General features: G+C 46.4%; 11 protein-coding genes. 6 read left to right on the forward strand and 5 right to left on the reverse strand.

Annotated features, from left to right (window positions below; translation table 11 throughout):
- The first annotated feature begins 150 nt into the window (after positions 1–150).
- Complete coding sequence (locus AC6R16_RS13735; protein ID WP_500674737.1) at positions 151–1,197, forward strand: helix-turn-helix domain-containing protein; 1,047 nt, start codon at positions 151–153, stop codon at positions 1,195–1,197.
- A 117-nt stretch (positions 1,198–1,314) separates the two neighbouring features.
- Positions 1,315–3,780 carry a diguanylate cyclase gene (locus AC6R16_RS13740; RefSeq protein ID WP_500674738.1) on the forward strand — a complete coding sequence of 822 codons (2,466 nt, stop codon included), beginning with the start codon at positions 1,315–1,317 and terminating at the stop codon, positions 3,778–3,780.
- A gap of 18 nt (positions 3,781–3,798) precedes the next feature.
- Here AC6R16_RS13740 and AC6R16_RS13745 read toward each other — a convergent pair whose 3' ends face one another.
- The 3 genes from AC6R16_RS13745 to napG all read right to left on the reverse strand — a co-directional run bounded on the left by AC6R16_RS13745 (position 3,799) and on the right by napG (position 7,307).
- The gene (locus tag AC6R16_RS13745; RefSeq protein WP_500674739.1) at positions 3,799–5,376 is read right to left on the reverse strand and encodes an ATP-binding cassette domain-containing protein; all 1,578 of its coding nucleotides are present in this window, start codon (positions 5,374–5,376) and stop codon (positions 3,799–3,801) included.
- Positions 5,377–5,691: 315 nt separating this feature from the next.
- A complete protein-coding gene (napH, locus tag AC6R16_RS13750; protein ID WP_049844757.1) occupies positions 5,692–6,546 on the reverse strand; it encodes a quinol dehydrogenase ferredoxin subunit NapH in 855 nt (284 codons plus the stop codon).
- Positions 6,546–7,307: a ferredoxin-type protein NapG gene (gene napG / locus AC6R16_RS13755; protein WP_500639659.1), complete on the reverse strand. Its 762-nt coding sequence runs from the start codon at positions 7,305–7,307 to the stop codon at positions 6,546–6,548. Before napG ends, napH begins: the two co-directional genes overlap by 1 nt.
- Positions 7,308–7,623: 316 nt before the next feature.
- On the opposite strand from napG, the gene fdhF reads away from it, so the two are divergent.
- The 3 genes from fdhF to AC6R16_RS13770 all read left to right on the forward strand — a co-directional run bounded on the left by fdhF (position 7,624) and on the right by AC6R16_RS13770 (position 13,350).
- Positions 7,624–11,835 (forward strand): formate dehydrogenase subunit alpha, encoded by a 4,212-nt coding sequence (gene fdhF, locus AC6R16_RS13760; RefSeq protein ID WP_500674740.1) that lies wholly within the window; start codon positions 7,624–7,626, stop codon positions 11,833–11,835.
- Positions 11,836–12,028: 193 nt separating this feature from the next.
- Entirely contained in the window at positions 12,029–12,379 is a 351-nt protein-coding gene (locus AC6R16_RS13765) for a cupin domain-containing protein (protein WP_004746114.1), read from the forward strand.
- 482 nt (positions 12,380–12,861) lie between these two features.
- Positions 12,862–13,350, forward strand: coding sequence for a 2-thiouracil desulfurase family protein (locus AC6R16_RS13770; protein ID WP_500674741.1), 489 nt, complete (start codon positions 12,862–12,864; stop codon positions 13,348–13,350).
- Between the two features lie 109 nt (positions 13,351–13,459).
- Here AC6R16_RS13770 and AC6R16_RS13775 read toward each other — a convergent pair whose 3' ends face one another.
- Positions 13,460–13,849, reverse strand: coding sequence for a helix-turn-helix domain-containing protein (locus AC6R16_RS13775; RefSeq protein WP_500674742.1), 390 nt, complete (start codon positions 13,847–13,849; stop codon positions 13,460–13,462).
- Positions 13,850–13,937: 88 nt separating this feature from the next.
- On the opposite strand from AC6R16_RS13775, the gene AC6R16_RS13780 reads away from it, so the two are divergent.
- Positions 13,938–14,423, forward strand: a complete 486-nt coding sequence (locus AC6R16_RS13780) for a DUF2938 domain-containing protein (RefSeq protein WP_500674743.1) — start codon at positions 13,938–13,940, stop codon at positions 14,421–14,423.
- On the opposite strand, the gene AC6R16_RS13785 is transcribed toward AC6R16_RS13780, so the two are convergent.
- Positions 14,420–15,631: an acetyl-CoA C-acetyltransferase gene (locus AC6R16_RS13785; protein ID WP_500674744.1), complete on the reverse strand. Its 1,212-nt coding sequence runs from the start codon at positions 15,629–15,631 to the stop codon at positions 14,420–14,422. The two genes, AC6R16_RS13780 and AC6R16_RS13785, sit on opposite strands and share 4 nt — an antisense overlap.
- Between the last annotated feature and the right edge of the window lies 1 nt (position 15,632).

Here is a 15,632-nt window from a genome sequence, read left to right on the forward strand (position 1 = left end):
TTTTCTCGCGGCATGAAAAGTAAAAAGACCTAAAACACGTTCTAGGTCGTCTCAAAACTGGTATTTGTCCTATTATTGGTTTTAATTAAATTTCAAAGAGTTATCCTTATTGGTACTCGAAACGGACTCAAACTTCATCTAGGACCGATTATGCTTGCCATTCCTGTGCCTTTTGTTGTCTCAATGCTACTTGGGCTATTGGCGATGACTCTATATATGCGTTTCGGGACACAAACCAAAGCAGCTTGTTTTTTTCTGGGTTTGTGCGCGACAACAACCGCGATGGTAGGTTTGCGATGGACATTTGATATCTCGCTGTTTAGCTTTCTGCAACCCGTTCTAGCCTCCGTAATACCTGTCGTTGCGTGGTTCACATTCTCAACAAGCCGAAGAACCAATCGATGGTCATTCGCAAAACACTTCGTCGTGCCGACGTATATACTGATCAGCTCCGCCACTCAGCAGTGGTTTTCGCTTCCAATAGATGAATCCCTCACTCTGATCTATGTCGGCTATGGTTTGGCTCTGATTCGCATTTCTGGAAAAGATTCGCTAATGCTCAATGTTTCACTAGGAAACTGGGAAGGCGTTAAAAAAGCAGAGAGCATAGCGGGTTGGATGCTACTGTTTTCAGCACTCGTCGATACATTAATGTCATTAGACTTTGCTTATAACGACGGGGAAATGTCGCTATATATACTGACTGTTGCCCACCTAGTACTACTACCAACGCTCTCTATCGCTGTTGTCATTGTCGGAATAAACACACCTGTCTCAGAGGCTGATAAATCCAAAGCACAATCAGATGACTTGGGGAGTGATACCGCTTCTTCTGTAACCTTGTCAAAAGAGCGCGCTAACGAGATTACTTCAATGTTAGATGAGAAAATACGCCGTGAGTTTCTCTATCTCGACCCTGAACTGACGCTTGCGAAACTCAGTCGTAAAATCGTGGTTCCTGCAAAACACATTTCCATCGCGGTAAACCAAGTACACAATCAAAATATCTCAAAGCTAATCAACTCTTACCGAATCGCTCATGCGCAACAGGCGTTACGCGGCTCGCAAGATTCCATAACACAGATTTTCATGAATTCGGGCTTTCAGACTAAGTCTAACTTTAACCGAGAGTTTTCACGCATTACGGGTATGACCCCTAGCCAATATCGAAAAGCCAAATCAAACCAACCAGCCTGATCCGTTAGGCCAATGAGAGAGAGAAGAGACTCAAACTTAAGTACCATTCAACCCTCCTCCACCTGACTAAAGTTGCGACTGCTATACTAGAGAAAACCCATCATCTAAACGGTACTGATGAAGCTTTCCGTATTGCTGTTGTTTTTTTTGTTGTTACCTTTTCAGGTTATAAGTACAGAGATAGCACTGCTTGTTCCTCGTACCGAAAGCGCCGCATGGCAGTCGCAAATTCGATTCGCCCAAGCAGCGGCCAGCGATCTTGGCGTTACCTTGCAAGTCTACGATGCCGAAAACCAACCCAAGACCATGTTACAACAAGTCTCCCAAGCATGTGAAAAAGGTGTAGATGGTGTTCTATTCATGAACTACGAACAGATAGGCGAAAAGCTCCTTGCCATTACTGAGAAGTGCAAAATACCTAGTGTGCTTTTCAACACAGGCTTCGACTCTCGTGATTTCCTCCCCCGAACCAAGTACCGCTACTGGATTGGAGAAATAACACCCAACGATACCAAAGCTGGCGCTGTACTTGCGGAACAACTGCTACTGAAGGCTCAAGGTCAAGTCGACAAGGTCAACATGCTGGTTCTCAATGGCAACCTAAAGGAACTATCTGCCCAAAAACGCAATCAAGGGCTTTACCAGTTCATTCGCCATAACCCCATTGTCACGGTTGCCGCAGAAGGGGATTCCAACGTGAGTTGGAGTAGAGAGGAGGCGAAACGGCAGTTTAAATGGTTTTACAAACTTCACCCTGAGATCAATATGATCTGGGCAGCATCCGATACCTTAGCCCTTGGGGCGAGAGACGGAATGCAAGAACTCGGTATCCCTATGGATTCGATCTTTATAGGCGGAATTGACTGGTTACCGGAAGCCCTTCGAGTCATTGAGAACCGAGCCCCCTATATTTCCATCGGTGGTCACTTTACGGAAGCGGCATGGAGTTTAATCATGCTGAAAGACTACCTTGATAAACATGACTTTATCGCCGAATCTACCCAGTTTAACTCGACGTTCTATTCAATAAACCATGATAACGTCGCGAAGTTTCAAAGCTTTATCGATGATAATTGGCAAAGAATAGACTTCAGAACACTTTCTAAACAGCAAGATAGCGATAAGCTGTATAACTTCAGTATCAAGTACTTATTGGATACTTACTACCAAAGTACGAAAGCCCTTAAACTCACTGCAGAAGAAACCAAATGGCTAAAGCAACATAACCAGCTTAGGCTCGCCATTGATATCGACTGGCCCCCTTTTGAGTATGTTGACGGCAGCGGAGAATATCTCGGCATAGCCGCAGACTACATTAAGCTCATCGCTCAACGCCTCGGGGTTGAGTTAATCCCCAGTACCAATATGAGCTGGTCTGAGGTTGTTGAAGCTTCAAAACAACGCGCACTAGACATTTATCCTGCCCTTCCTATCACACAAGATCGCGAACAGTATCTGGATTTCACTCGCCCATACCTTAGCTTTCCACTCATGATTATTACCAATCAAGACATTCCTTATGTTCGTGATATAAAAGCGCTCGACGGCATGAGAGTTGCGGCGGTTGAAGGCTATAGCTCGTACGAATTGCTTCAAGAGAACCACCCTGACGTGCGGTTAGTTGGAGTTGAAAGCGTCTCAGATGCCTTAGAGTCTGTCTCGTCAGGCAAAGTTGATGCTTATGTGGGTAACATTGCAACCTCAAACTATGTCATGACGCGAGAAGGTTACACCAACTTAAAAGTGTCTGGTCTTACACCCTATCGCATCGATATTAGAATGGCGGTCAGAAGTGATTGGCCAATACTAAGCAGTATTTTGCAAAAGTCGCTCGATGCTTTGTCTGAAGAAGAGAAGCAGACCATTTACTCACGTTGGGTAACCGTTCGATATGAACATGGCGTTGACTACAACCTAGTGTGGAAGATTGTTCTTGTCTCACTCTCGGTACTCATCTTACTCAGCTACTGGACGAGCAAGCTGTCGAAGTTAAATGACAAACTCAACAGTGAAATCACCGAGCGCAAGCAGATAGAACAGCAGCTATTACACGAAAAAAACAAAATCGAGCAGCTGTCGATTACTGACCCATTAACAGGGCTGTTTAACCGTCGTTACTACAACAAGAAGGTACCTTCAGAAATTCTAAGAGCACAAAACAGCCAAGATTGGCTGAGCTTTGTGATCATTGATGTCGACGATTTCAAACAGTACAACGACCATTACGGACACCTAAACGGCGACAAGCAGTTGATCGAGTTCGCCAATGTCCTCAAACAGCAGTGCCAACACGTGTCTGACTACTGTTTTCGTCTTGGCGGGGAAGAATTTGGGGTGCTCTTTATAGGAAAATCCCCACAAGAAGCTAAAAGCTTTGTCGAACAAATTAGGCTAGCCATTGAGTCTTTGCAGATTGAGCATCAGTACAGCCGCGCTACGGACGTGATCACCGCTTCATTTGGATTAGTCACTACCAATAAACCGAATTACAGCTTAGAACAACTCTACGAAACCGCCGATGCCGCTCTCTATGATGCAAAAGAGAGCGGCCGCAATAAAGTGGTGGTTAAAGAGTTAAAGTAGAGATTTAATCAAAGAGAGCTAACCGTTCAATCTGTAAGTCTCATTAACCCCGCTTTCTTGCACGAAATCCTCATCGTGACTGACCAAGACAAATGCTCCACTGTACTGATTTAACGTCTGTGCGAGTAACTGCTTAGACTCCAGATCAAGGTGGTTATCAGGCTCATCCAACAAAAGTATCGGCTGAGTTGGCTGATGGCTGACCACCAGCATTGATAACTTCATTTTCTCACCACCACTTAGCTGCTTGACTGTGCGGAAAACCGAATCACGCCGAAAACCGATACCTGCTAACAAAGTTCTAGTCTCCGCTTCCAATAGTCCACGGCACATTTCCATCACCGTCTCTAACAGAGTCTTGGTGTTATCTAACAAGCCAAAGTGTTGGTCTAAGTAAAATAACGGCGTATTGAGGTAACAGTCACCGCTGAGCAAAGTACTTTTGCCCCGCAAGATATTAAGCAAGGTAGACTTGCCTGACCCATTGCCACCATGCAACCAAAGTTTGCTAGTTCCCGTTAGCTGCAAATGAATAGGCTCCTGGCAGCCATAAGGCAAGACGCCATTAACTATCGAGACTAGCTGCCCTTTACGGCCTCCATGACTTTCACCCATATAGAACTTTTGCGCTTTTAACTGCTCACTCCTCTTGTTCAAAGCGTGCTCTTTCTTATCAAGCAAGTCTCGACGACTGTTTTCGTTTTTCAGCTTGTTGGACATGGTTCGCTCAGCACTGTCTTTCATACCATCAAGCAAGATTTTAGGTTGGCTGCCACTTCTACGCGCTTTCATTCCTTTTGCTTGTCTTTGCTCGGCTTTCTCTTTGTTCTTCTGTGCTTGTCGCTCAAGCCTTTTTTGCTCCTTGTGGACACTGTCTAGTTGACGTTCAACCGCAGTGACTTCTAGCTCTTTTTGATTTCTATAGTCATCATAGTTACCACCATATTGGGCTAACCCCAAGGTTGAAAGCTCCCAAATTTGCTCCATTTCTCGCAATAAAAAGCGATCATGGCTTATAAGCAATATATGACCCGTGAAGGCATTCATTTGCTCGCGAAGCCACTCGCGACCTTGTTTGTCTAAATGGTTGGATGGTTCATCAAGCACAAGCAGCTGCGCTTCAGATTGAAACAGTTGCCACAACTGCAAGCGTGCGAGTTGCCCACCACTTAGCTCTGAACAGAGAAAGTCCGTGTTTCGCGGTAACTGCATCTCACCAAGCTGGGATTCGAGCTCTTGTTTCAAAGACCATTGCTCTCCGACAATTTCGAACAACTGTTCGTCGCAATCCCCTTGCTCAATTTTCGCCAAAGCGCGAAGAACACTCTCGACCCCAAGGTACTGCGCAACCGTGATATTGCCATCCAGTAGCTTTGAAGGTAATTGAGTGTAGGTTTTCACGATCGCATTTAACGCGACTTCACCCTGAGTGGGACAAAGAGCCTTGGTTAGAATAGAAGCGAGAATTGATTTCCCCACCCCATTACGTCCGACTAACCCGACTTTAGATTGCGTTAACGAACAAGAGATATCACTGAAAAGCACCTCGCCATTGTCGAAGTGGTAACTGATTTTATTGGCTTGTAGAACTGGCATAAACTGCCTCCTGTTAGACAGGATTAGGCATTGCACGTAGCAAACAGATCGCAAAAAAATGCGATAAAAAAACAATCTTGTATAAGAGAAGTCATGCTCGATTGAGCACAGACGGAGCTACGCCGACTAACCCTGTGGAATCCTAATAACGATGTAAAACTGGATAACAGGTGTTAGTTATTCATATTGGCGTAATCTCCTAAAGAAGTGATGGCCGGAGTATAGGGTAATCTTTGTTCAAACTTCAAGCGCTAAAAAATAAAGAGATGATCAACCGCACACATAAGCTTGTTCATCTCTTTATCTCGAATGCTATTAATCAACTTGCTGAACCGAAATACGGTTTTTGAACTCGAAGACCTTCTCTGCACACACATCAATGCAACGTCCGCAGCTCATACAGTCTTGGCTCATGACTCGTCGGTCACCTTCTTTTAGCGGTTGACGCAAAATCTCTGGCTCTGGGCAAACATTGTAGCAATCCATGCATTTGGTGCAGTCTTCACGACGCACTGCTGAAACACGAAGTAAGCTCTTTGAACCAATCACACCATAGGTTGCACCTAGCGGGCATAAGTGACCACACCAGCCGTGTTCAACAAGCAACAAGTCTAGCAAAAAGACCATAACAATCAGTATCCATCCGGCACCCATTCCAAACACCAAGCCACGATGAAGGGTGGCAACCGGATCAATCCACGCCCAAAGCACGCTTCCCGAGATTGCACTGCCAATAAGTAGTACTGGGATCAACCAGTAACGAAGTTTAGATGACCAGCGGTAGCTCGCCTTTAAATTGAGCTTTCTTCTCAACCAAGCGGCGAAGTCGGTAACGATATTAAGGGGGCAAACCCAGCCGCAAAAAGCACGCGGGCTCACTACAGCATAAAATACCACCACAATGGCGAAGCCAATCAAAGCGGTGAGTTCAGGCATATGCCCTGCTGCGAGTGTTTGAAGAACAATTAATGGATCACTAAACGGAATGACATCAAACAGATTGCTAGACGATAGGTTGCCCTTTAGTACACCTAAGGTTGGCCCTGCCATGAACAAGGCAATGATGCTGAGCTGACAAACACGGCGCAGCAGCAAAAAGCGATGAGCCTTCCACCAGCCGAGTTCTCGGATTGCGTCTTTTCCTGCATCTTTCGCTAGATTCTTAGCCATTAGAGCTTACCTCCTAACGTTTCTAACGCTTCTACAGGCACTTCCGGCGCGCTATTTTCCAGTGACTTGGTTACCTCTTCCCAACCCAATTGGTAGTGAGCTCCCATCTTGCCTTTCGCAAGCTCTGTTGGAATGATCTTGATTGCGGCAACTTCGGTCACACAGGCCTGCTCACATTTACCACAACCTGTACATTTGTCTGAATGAACGGTTGGGATGAGCTTCGCGTGATAGCCCGTTCGTTCATTGCGAATATGCTCAAGGGTTATTGCTTCATCGACCAGTGGGCAAACACGATAACAGACATCACAGCGCAAACCTTGCCAGTTAAGACAGCTTTCATGGTCAATCAAGACCGCGGTACCCATACGAGCATCATCGATATTGGTTAGATTAGGGTCAAGCGCTCCGGTTGGACAAGCAGGCACACAAGGGATGTCTTCACACATCTCGCATGGAATTTTGCGTGCATTAAAGTAAGGCGTTCCTGCTTCAACAGAAGAGAGTAGCGTTGCCAATTTCAAGGTATCATAAGGGCAGGCTTGAACACATAAACCACAACGAGTACATGCGGCTTCAAATTCCCCTTTAGGCAGCGCTCCCGGTGGTCGAACCGGTACACCTTCACCGTTTCTTGCCTGACTTTGCGTCGACTGAAGTCCCAATACTGTCGCAGCGACTCCAACCCCAGCGGCCGTTCGAGCGGCATCGCGTAAGAACCGACGTCGACTCTCTGATAGCTTTGAATTAGACGAACTCATGACCCAATACCTCTCGCCTTCGCTTACAGTGTAAGGTGACTTACAACCTACTTAAGCATAGCAACCATAGTAAAATTGCGGTTATTTTTGCGAGCAATGAGATCGAGATACATACCTCTAAAGAGGTGTATCAAACTTCAATTGATGCTTATCAACAAACCGCAGTGATAAAGCGCCCATATTGAAAAATTGCAGGGAAAGCACAGCTCACCTTATCCAACAAATATCTAAAGATTGAGTTTTTTGTCACACGAACTTTCCTTGCGACATATTATCCTTATAGAATGTGTGGCTATATTTTTGCTGCGGGGGTCTTATGATTGAAATCGTAATAGACGGAAAGTATCGAATTGTTGAGCAAGGCTCGACCCTACTAGAAGCGGCCAAAGTGTGTGGTGTAGACATCCCCTCACTATGTGGCCTGAACAAATCTGACCAAAAAGTCCCTTGTGACTTATGTGTTGTCGAAGTCGAAAGTGGCGGAACAAAGCGTGCTTGTGAATTAGAAGTCTATTCTGGGCTTAATGTCATTACCCAATCAGAGCAACTCAGCGCCCATCGTAAGCAAGCACTCAACCGGATCATGCTAGATCACTACGCCGATTGTGAAGCGCCATGCAAAACTGCTTGCCCTGCGGGTGTCGATATACAATCTTACTTATATTTCATCGCACAAAACGATCATCAAAAAGCGATTGAAGTGATCAAAAAGACGCTGCCAATGCCGCTTTCAATTGGGCGTGTTTGCCCTGCATTCTGTGAGAGTGAATGTCGCCGCTCATTGGTTGATGAGTCGATAGCCATTCGACAACTTAAACGTCACGCTGCTGATGCTGACCTTGCAGCGCAAGAATCTTATGTACCAGAGAAAAAACCAGCCAAAAACCTTTCCATTGCGATTGTCGGAAGTGGGCCGGGTGGCCTAACCGCAGGCTATTACTTGTCCAATGAAGGTTACGATGTCACGGTATTCGAGTCTATGCCTCAAGCTGGCGGCTGGCTTCGATATGGGATCCCTGAATACCGACTCCCTAAAGCGATTCTCGACAAAGAGATCGAGTTAATGTGCCGTAATGGCATGATGGTGAAAACGAATCAGAAACTGGGTGAGAATTTTAGCTTATCTCAATTAAGCGAAGATTATGACGCGGTGTGTCTTGCTGTCGGTGCGTCACTCGCTGTGGAGATGAACTATCCGGGTAGTGATTTAGATGGCTGCTACCTAGGTGTGGATTACCTCAAAGATTATGTCACTGAGCAGCACTACACCACTGGCAAAAAGGTCGCAGTGATTGGCGGTGGCAACACAGCAATAGATTGTGCTCGAACTGCACGCCGAGCCGGAGCAGATACCACCCTGATTTATCGCCGTACTCGCGAAGAGATGCCCGCCGAAAACTACGAGATTGAAGAAGCCGAACACGAAGGTGTGAAGTTCTTATTCTTGACCAATCCTGCCGAAAATATTGCCGACTCAAATGGTCGTGTCAGTTCAGTTCGGTTAGAGAAAATGGCGCTAGGTGCTCCAGATTCTTCAGGGCGTCGTCGACCACAAGCCACTGGTGAGTTCTTCACTGAAGCGTTTGATACCGTGATTGCCGCAGTTTCGCAAAAACCTGATTTGAGCTTTCTGGAGAACGATTCACTCTCTATCCCATTGACTCGTTGGAATACCGCGCAAACAGATGACGCCACCATGCACACGGGCACAGGCAATATTTTCAGCATTGGTGATTTCAGGCGCGGCCCTGCTACAGCTGTAGAAGCAGTGGGAGATGGCCACATTGCTGCGAAAGCGATTGATTTATACCTCAATGGCGACATGGCAGATATGCCTAAGCCAGAGTTCAACTCGCGCAAAGAGCAGAAACTCTCTCAAGTTGATCCGCTTCACTTCGAACATATCGAGAAAGTCGCGCGAAGCATTATGCCCGAGCTCACTCCAGAGCAACGTGAGCAGAGCTTTGCCGAAGTCGAGTTAGGTTTCGATAACGATGATGCCATTCAAGAAGCACTGCGGTGCCTTGAATGTGGCTGCCAAGTCAACACCCAATGTGATCTACGTGACTACTCAACAGAATATGGTGCCGAGCAGCAGTTCAAAGTCTCGCTGGAGGTGAAATCTCATCAAGATTGGTTAACACTGCGCAGTAAAGATGCTAGACACAAGTTCAGCGTTGACCGTAGTTCGCAGTTTATCGAGTTCGATGCTAACCGCTGTATCAGCTGTGGTCAGTGCATTCAGGCATGTAGCGAACAAGCCGTTCACGGCATTCTCAACTTTGTTCACGATGAGAAAGGACGCCCTGCCCTTCGCCCCGATGATAGACCGCATTTTGGCTCAGCGAGAAATGGTCGTTTACTCATGGGGGACTCCAACTGCGTGCAATGCGGAGCATGTGTGCAAGCCTGCCCGACAGGCGCAATGGTCGATAGCCGAGATCGCTCTCAAGGTCGCAGCGAACAACTTAAACAAGTCGATACCATTTGTACTTATTGCGGGGTTGGCTGCAAACTCACCATGCATGTCGATGAGGCGAGCAATCAAATCCGCTACGTTAAAGGTGCAGAATCTCCCGTTAACCAAGGCATGCTGTGCGTCAAAGGCCGTTTTGGCTTCGACTTTATCAATGATGATTCAAGGCTTACCACACCACTCATCCGCAAAGATGGCTGGTTACAACCCGCCACTTGGCAAGAAGCGATCGATTTAGTCGCGAAGAAGTTCTCTTCGATTAAGCAAGACTTCGGTGGCAATGCGTTGGCAGGTTTCTCGTCAGCGAAAACCACCAACGAAGATAACTATGCATTCCAGAAGTTTATCCGTCGTGAGCTTGGCACTAATAACGTCGATCACTGCGCGCGCTTGTGTCATGCCTCTAGCGTTACCGGTCTTGAAGCCTCGTTAGGCAGTGGCGCAATGACCAACGACATCCCAAGCATTAAACATTCAGATGTTATCTTTATCATAGGCTCAGACACCACGTCTGCGCACCCGATTATCGCTTCGCATATCAAGCAGGCAATTCGTCATCATGGCGCTCGACTGATCGTCGCCGATCCAAAACGGATTGATATGGTCGACCATGCTGAGCTGTACCTCGCTCATAGACCGGGGACAGATGTCATGCTGTTAAACGGTGTGATGCAGCAGATCATTAAAAACGGTTGGTACGCTCAAGAGTACATAGAAGAGCGTGTGGATGGCTTCGATACCTTACTTCAAGAAGTGATGTCCCCTGCTTACGCCTTAGATAAAGTCGAGCTAGTCACTGGAGTCAGCGCTGAAGACATCTTTGCCATGGCGCGCACCATAGGCACCGCCAAACGTACCGCAGTCTACTACTCTATGGGCATTACCCAACATACAACGGGGCACGACAACGTTCGCTCAATCGCCAACTTGCAGCTTTTGTGCGGCAACATTGGTATCGAAGGTGGCGGCATCAACCCACTACGCGGTCAATCTAATGTTCAAGGTGCCTGTGATATGGGTGCACTACCAAACAACTACCCTGGCTATCAAAAGGTGTATAACCCAATGATACGCCAAAAGTTCTCTATTGAGTGGAACGCACCTGACCTGCCAGCAGAACCTGGGTTAACACTCACCGAGATCATTGATGGCGCATGCCAACGTGATGTACGCGGATTGTACATTATGGGTGAGAATCCAGTATTGAGTGACCCGAACCAAGCCCATGTAATTGAAGGGTTAGAAACGCTCGACTTCTTAGTGGTGCAGGACATTTTCTTAACTGAGACAGCCCAGTACGCAGATGTGGTTTTACCTTCATGCTCGTTTGCCGAGAAATCGGGTCACTTCACCAATACAGAACGTCGCGTGCAACGAGTCAACGCCGCAGTCAACGCTCCGGGAGAAGCAAAAGAGGACTGGTGGATCATCCAACAAATCGCCAATGCAATGGGCAGTGACTGGCACTATCAAAATGTCGCTGACATAACAGCGGAAATTACCCGTGTCACGCCACAATATGCAGGCCTCAAGTGGGATAACATTACGCCGGAAGGTGTCCAGTGGCCGAGCAATAAGAACAACCCGAACGGCACACGCATCATGCACCAAACCCAATTCACTCGCGGTAAAGGGCAGATGGTTGGGGTTCCATTCCGCTACGCAGCCGAACTGCCTGATGAAGAGTTCCCGCTCGTGCTTACCACAGGCCGAGTGTTAGAACAGTTCCACACCGGAACCATGACTCGTAAAACCAAAGGGCTCGACAAGCTCGCTGGGCCAAGAGCCATGATCAGTGTACAAGACGCCGAAGCACTAGGGATTTCAAATGGTCAAAGATTGAAAGTCTCGACCCGAAGAGGAGAGATAGAGATCGACGCGTTTGTGACCAAACGAATTCAGAAAGGGGTCATTTTTATTCCTTTCCACTTCGTCGAGTCACCAGTAAACAGACTCACCACCACAGCCACCGATCCACACGCTAAGATCCCAGAGTTTAAGGTCGCAGCTGTAAGAGTTGAGGCGCTAGACACCGCAGACAACCATGCCTAACTAGCCGTTTTAAATAAGGAAAGAGAGTCAACCAGAAGGTTGGCTCTTTTTGTTTATCCGTCTAACCCCAACATGATACGATATAAAATAGATTGGTGAATATTAAATACGAGTTGTAGTAGAAATACTCTCCCAACAGTAGTTTTAGCGCTTTGCAAATTTACGGAAAATAATCAGAAAGGAATTCGAAAAAATGATACGTAACTTTTACACTTGCGAAAAAGAAGTGGATGAAAATAGCCATGACGGAGAAGGCTCAATAGACATTTTTCGTGCGTTCAAGCGTAAAGATTTCGACGGTGCATGGGATTTCGCTATTCGTGTCGTTATGCCACCGGGAAGCTCTATGGGCGAACATACTCATGGAGACGATGAAGAAATGTATATCATTTTGAAAGGTGAAGGCACTATGACCATCGAAGGTAAGGAAAGAAAGGTGTCTTCAGGAGATATGATAGTTAACAAACGTTTTGGCACACATGGTTTGGTAAACACATCGAGCAATGAAATTGAGCTATTAATAATTCAAGCAAGTCTAAAGTAAATAGCAATTGCAAAACGTTTAAACGGATTCCAAACGCTCGGCTTTTTTTGTTCAGCGAAGTTGGTAATGACAATCAATTTACTGGTTTTTGTGGTTGGACGATTATAGCTTCAAAGGGGCAGATGTAATGAATAATTTGTTTACGTATGTATCAGCAATGAAAGAAGAGCTTGACGGCCTATCGATAATTGAGAGAGTACATACGCAACAGACTACCGAAGAAGACGGAATACTTATAGAAAACAGTGAACTACTCGTAACGTTTAACAATGGTGTAGGTGTGAGAAAGTTGACCGAACGAGAGCTGTCAGATCATGACTCGGATACAGTCTGTGAGGAATGCTGGATTTCATACGAAGTCACTGAGCAACCGAGTACACTAAACATAACCCCCAAGAAAAAATACTTTACGAATCAGTGCCAAGAATCATTCTGGCTGAAAATCAATAATGCACAGATAAGCACATGAAAAGGAATCTCATTTGGAGAAAGTTTTAGTTAGCTCGTGTTTGGTTGGCAATAAAGTTCGATACAACGCCAGTTGTTTATCCATTCCTGAATCCGATTTCCATTGGCTTCAATCAAATTTAGATCTCGTGATATTTTGTCCTGAAGTGTCGGCTGGCCTTCCCACTCCAAGAGCGCCTGCTGAAATCATCTTCGGAAGAGGGATTGATGTGCTTAGTGGCTCCGCCAATGTTGTTGGAGATGATGGTATTGATGTCACAGCTCAATTCGTAGTAGGTGCTGAGAATGCTCTGAAAATATGCCAGCAACAACAAATAGAGTATGCAGTACTGTCTGAGGGCAGCCCCTCTTGTGGTAGCTCCAAGATTTACGATGGAACATTCAGTGGCACCAAAATCACTGGCTCTGGCGTAACGGCTGCTTTATTGGAGCGTAACGGCATCAAGGTGTTCAGCCAACATACAATCGACCAACTTCGAAGCGTACTGAAGAGAGCTCGCTAGCGAGCTTCGACATTAGAATACTCGATGGAAATCAGCGACAATGCATTCTTGTCAGCATCCCCATTACTATCATCTGGTACCTCAACGTTTCATCATCTCCATTCACACTTTACGGCAAATAACGCTTAGCTGATTTCATCAGTTTTTTGAAAGATGGGCACTCTAGATGAGACGGCTGAGGGCAGTTCGCGACGTGATTAAGGTTATCGCGTACGATTGCCAGCCTTTTGATTTGCTCATCAATTTCTTCCACTTTTTGAGTAAGCAAATTTCGGTTAATAGCCAATTCATCATCGACATCAAACATGGATGCGATTTCTTCTAGCGATAACCCCGCAGCCCGACCCAGTGAAATAATATTTAATTTATTCAAAATATTAGGTGAGTATTGTCGACGTAAGCCATTTCTTCCAATCGAACGAATCAGCCCAATCTTTTCATAATACCTGAGTGTGGACGGCGCCAAACCTGACTCTTTAGAAACGACTGCAATATCCATAAATATTCCCGTTGACTTAAAGTTAACTTCAAGTTGTAACATGATTCAAAACTAACAGGTTAAAAACGAATTACAACAGGGAAAACGAATGGAACTATCGATTTGGCTACAAGCGATTTGGGTTGGTATCGGCGCCACGGTGATCATGGATATGTGGGCTTTAATTCAGAAGCGAGAGCTTGGCATTCCACCTCTTGATTACGCGTTAGTCGCGCGTTGGGTATGTTTGATACCAAACGGACAATGGGTTCATCGTCCGATTATGGCGACTCCATCCGTCAAGGGAGAAAGGCTGTTGGGTTGGGCTCTACATTATTTGACTGGTATCGTTTTTGCTTTGGTCCACATACTTATTTTGGGCGAAACATGGCTGATGAATCCGAGTATCGTACCTGCACTTATGACAGGCATAGTGACACTAGCGTTTCCACTCTTGATCATCCAACCTTGCTTAGGATTTGGTATTGCCGCAACCAAAACACCCTCGCCGTGGAAAGCACGAGGGTTAAGTTTGTTAGCGCATAGCTTCTATGGCTTGGGCTTGTATCTAACAGCGCTTGTGATCCTATATTAACTAACCCGCTTGAGAATCAACGCAGTACCCATACCACCGCCGATACACAGTGAGGCGAGACCGAGTTGAGTTTTAGAGCGGATCATTTCATAGATCAGCGTAGTGACAATTCGGCCACCCGATGCACCGATTGGATGCCCAAGGGCTATCGCACCGCCATTGACGTTGGTTTTACCTTCAAACCAATCGTAAGGCACTTGATGCTGTTCAGACAGCCCTTTCATCACGCCAATGGCTTGCGAAGCAAAGGCTTCGTTGAGCTCTAACCTTTGAATATCACTCAGCTCGAGCTCAGCGCGTTGCAATGCCTGTTTTACCGCCGGGATTGGGCCTAATCCCATCACCTCAGGCTCAACACCACCCTGCCCTGTTGCGACTACCTCAACCAGAGGAACAAGTCCATGTTGCTGAACCGCTTGTTCACTGGCAACAATCAAGGCTACCGCGCCATCATTTAAGCCGGAGGCATTACCTGCCGTTACGCTACCTTGCTTATCGAATGCTGCGCGAAGCCCAGACAGGCTTTCTATGGTAGTGCCGAATCTCGGATGCTCATCAAGATTCACAGCGCTTTCACCTTTGCGTGATTTAATCACTACCGGAACGATTTCTTGTTCAAAGCAACCAGACTTAATTGCCTGCTCGGCTCTTGATTGGCTGCGAAGGGCAAATGCGTCTTGCTCCTCACGGCTTATCTCATAGCGCTTGGCAATGTTTTCAGCAGTAATACCCATATGAAAACTGCCAAAAGCATCCGTTAAGCCATCTTTGAGCATGGTATCAACCATGGAGATATCGCCCATTTTATTGCCTTGGCGACATTTCCCATCCATCACGAAAGGAGCATTACTCATACTTTCGGTGCCTGCAGCAACCACAAGGTTTGCATCACCGCTTCGTACAGAGTTTATGGCGTTGAGTATGGATTTCATGCCACTGCCGCAGATCATGTTCAAGGTATAAGCAGGGGTTGTAACAGGTATCTCTGCGTGAATAGCCGCTTGCCGACCCACCCCCTGCCCTAAACCTGCACCGAGCACATTACCCACCACTACTTCATCAATCATGGTCGGGTCAAGTTCGGCTTGGGCAAGCGCACTCCTAATGGTTAAGCTCGCTAATTCAACGGCAGATTGGGAGCTCAGCCCGCCAAGGAAGCTGCCAATCGGAGTCCTCTTGGCAGCAACAATATAGACTTTCTCGGTCATC

This window comes from Vibrio sp. R10-SG3-ISO10 (assembly GCF_059834185.1).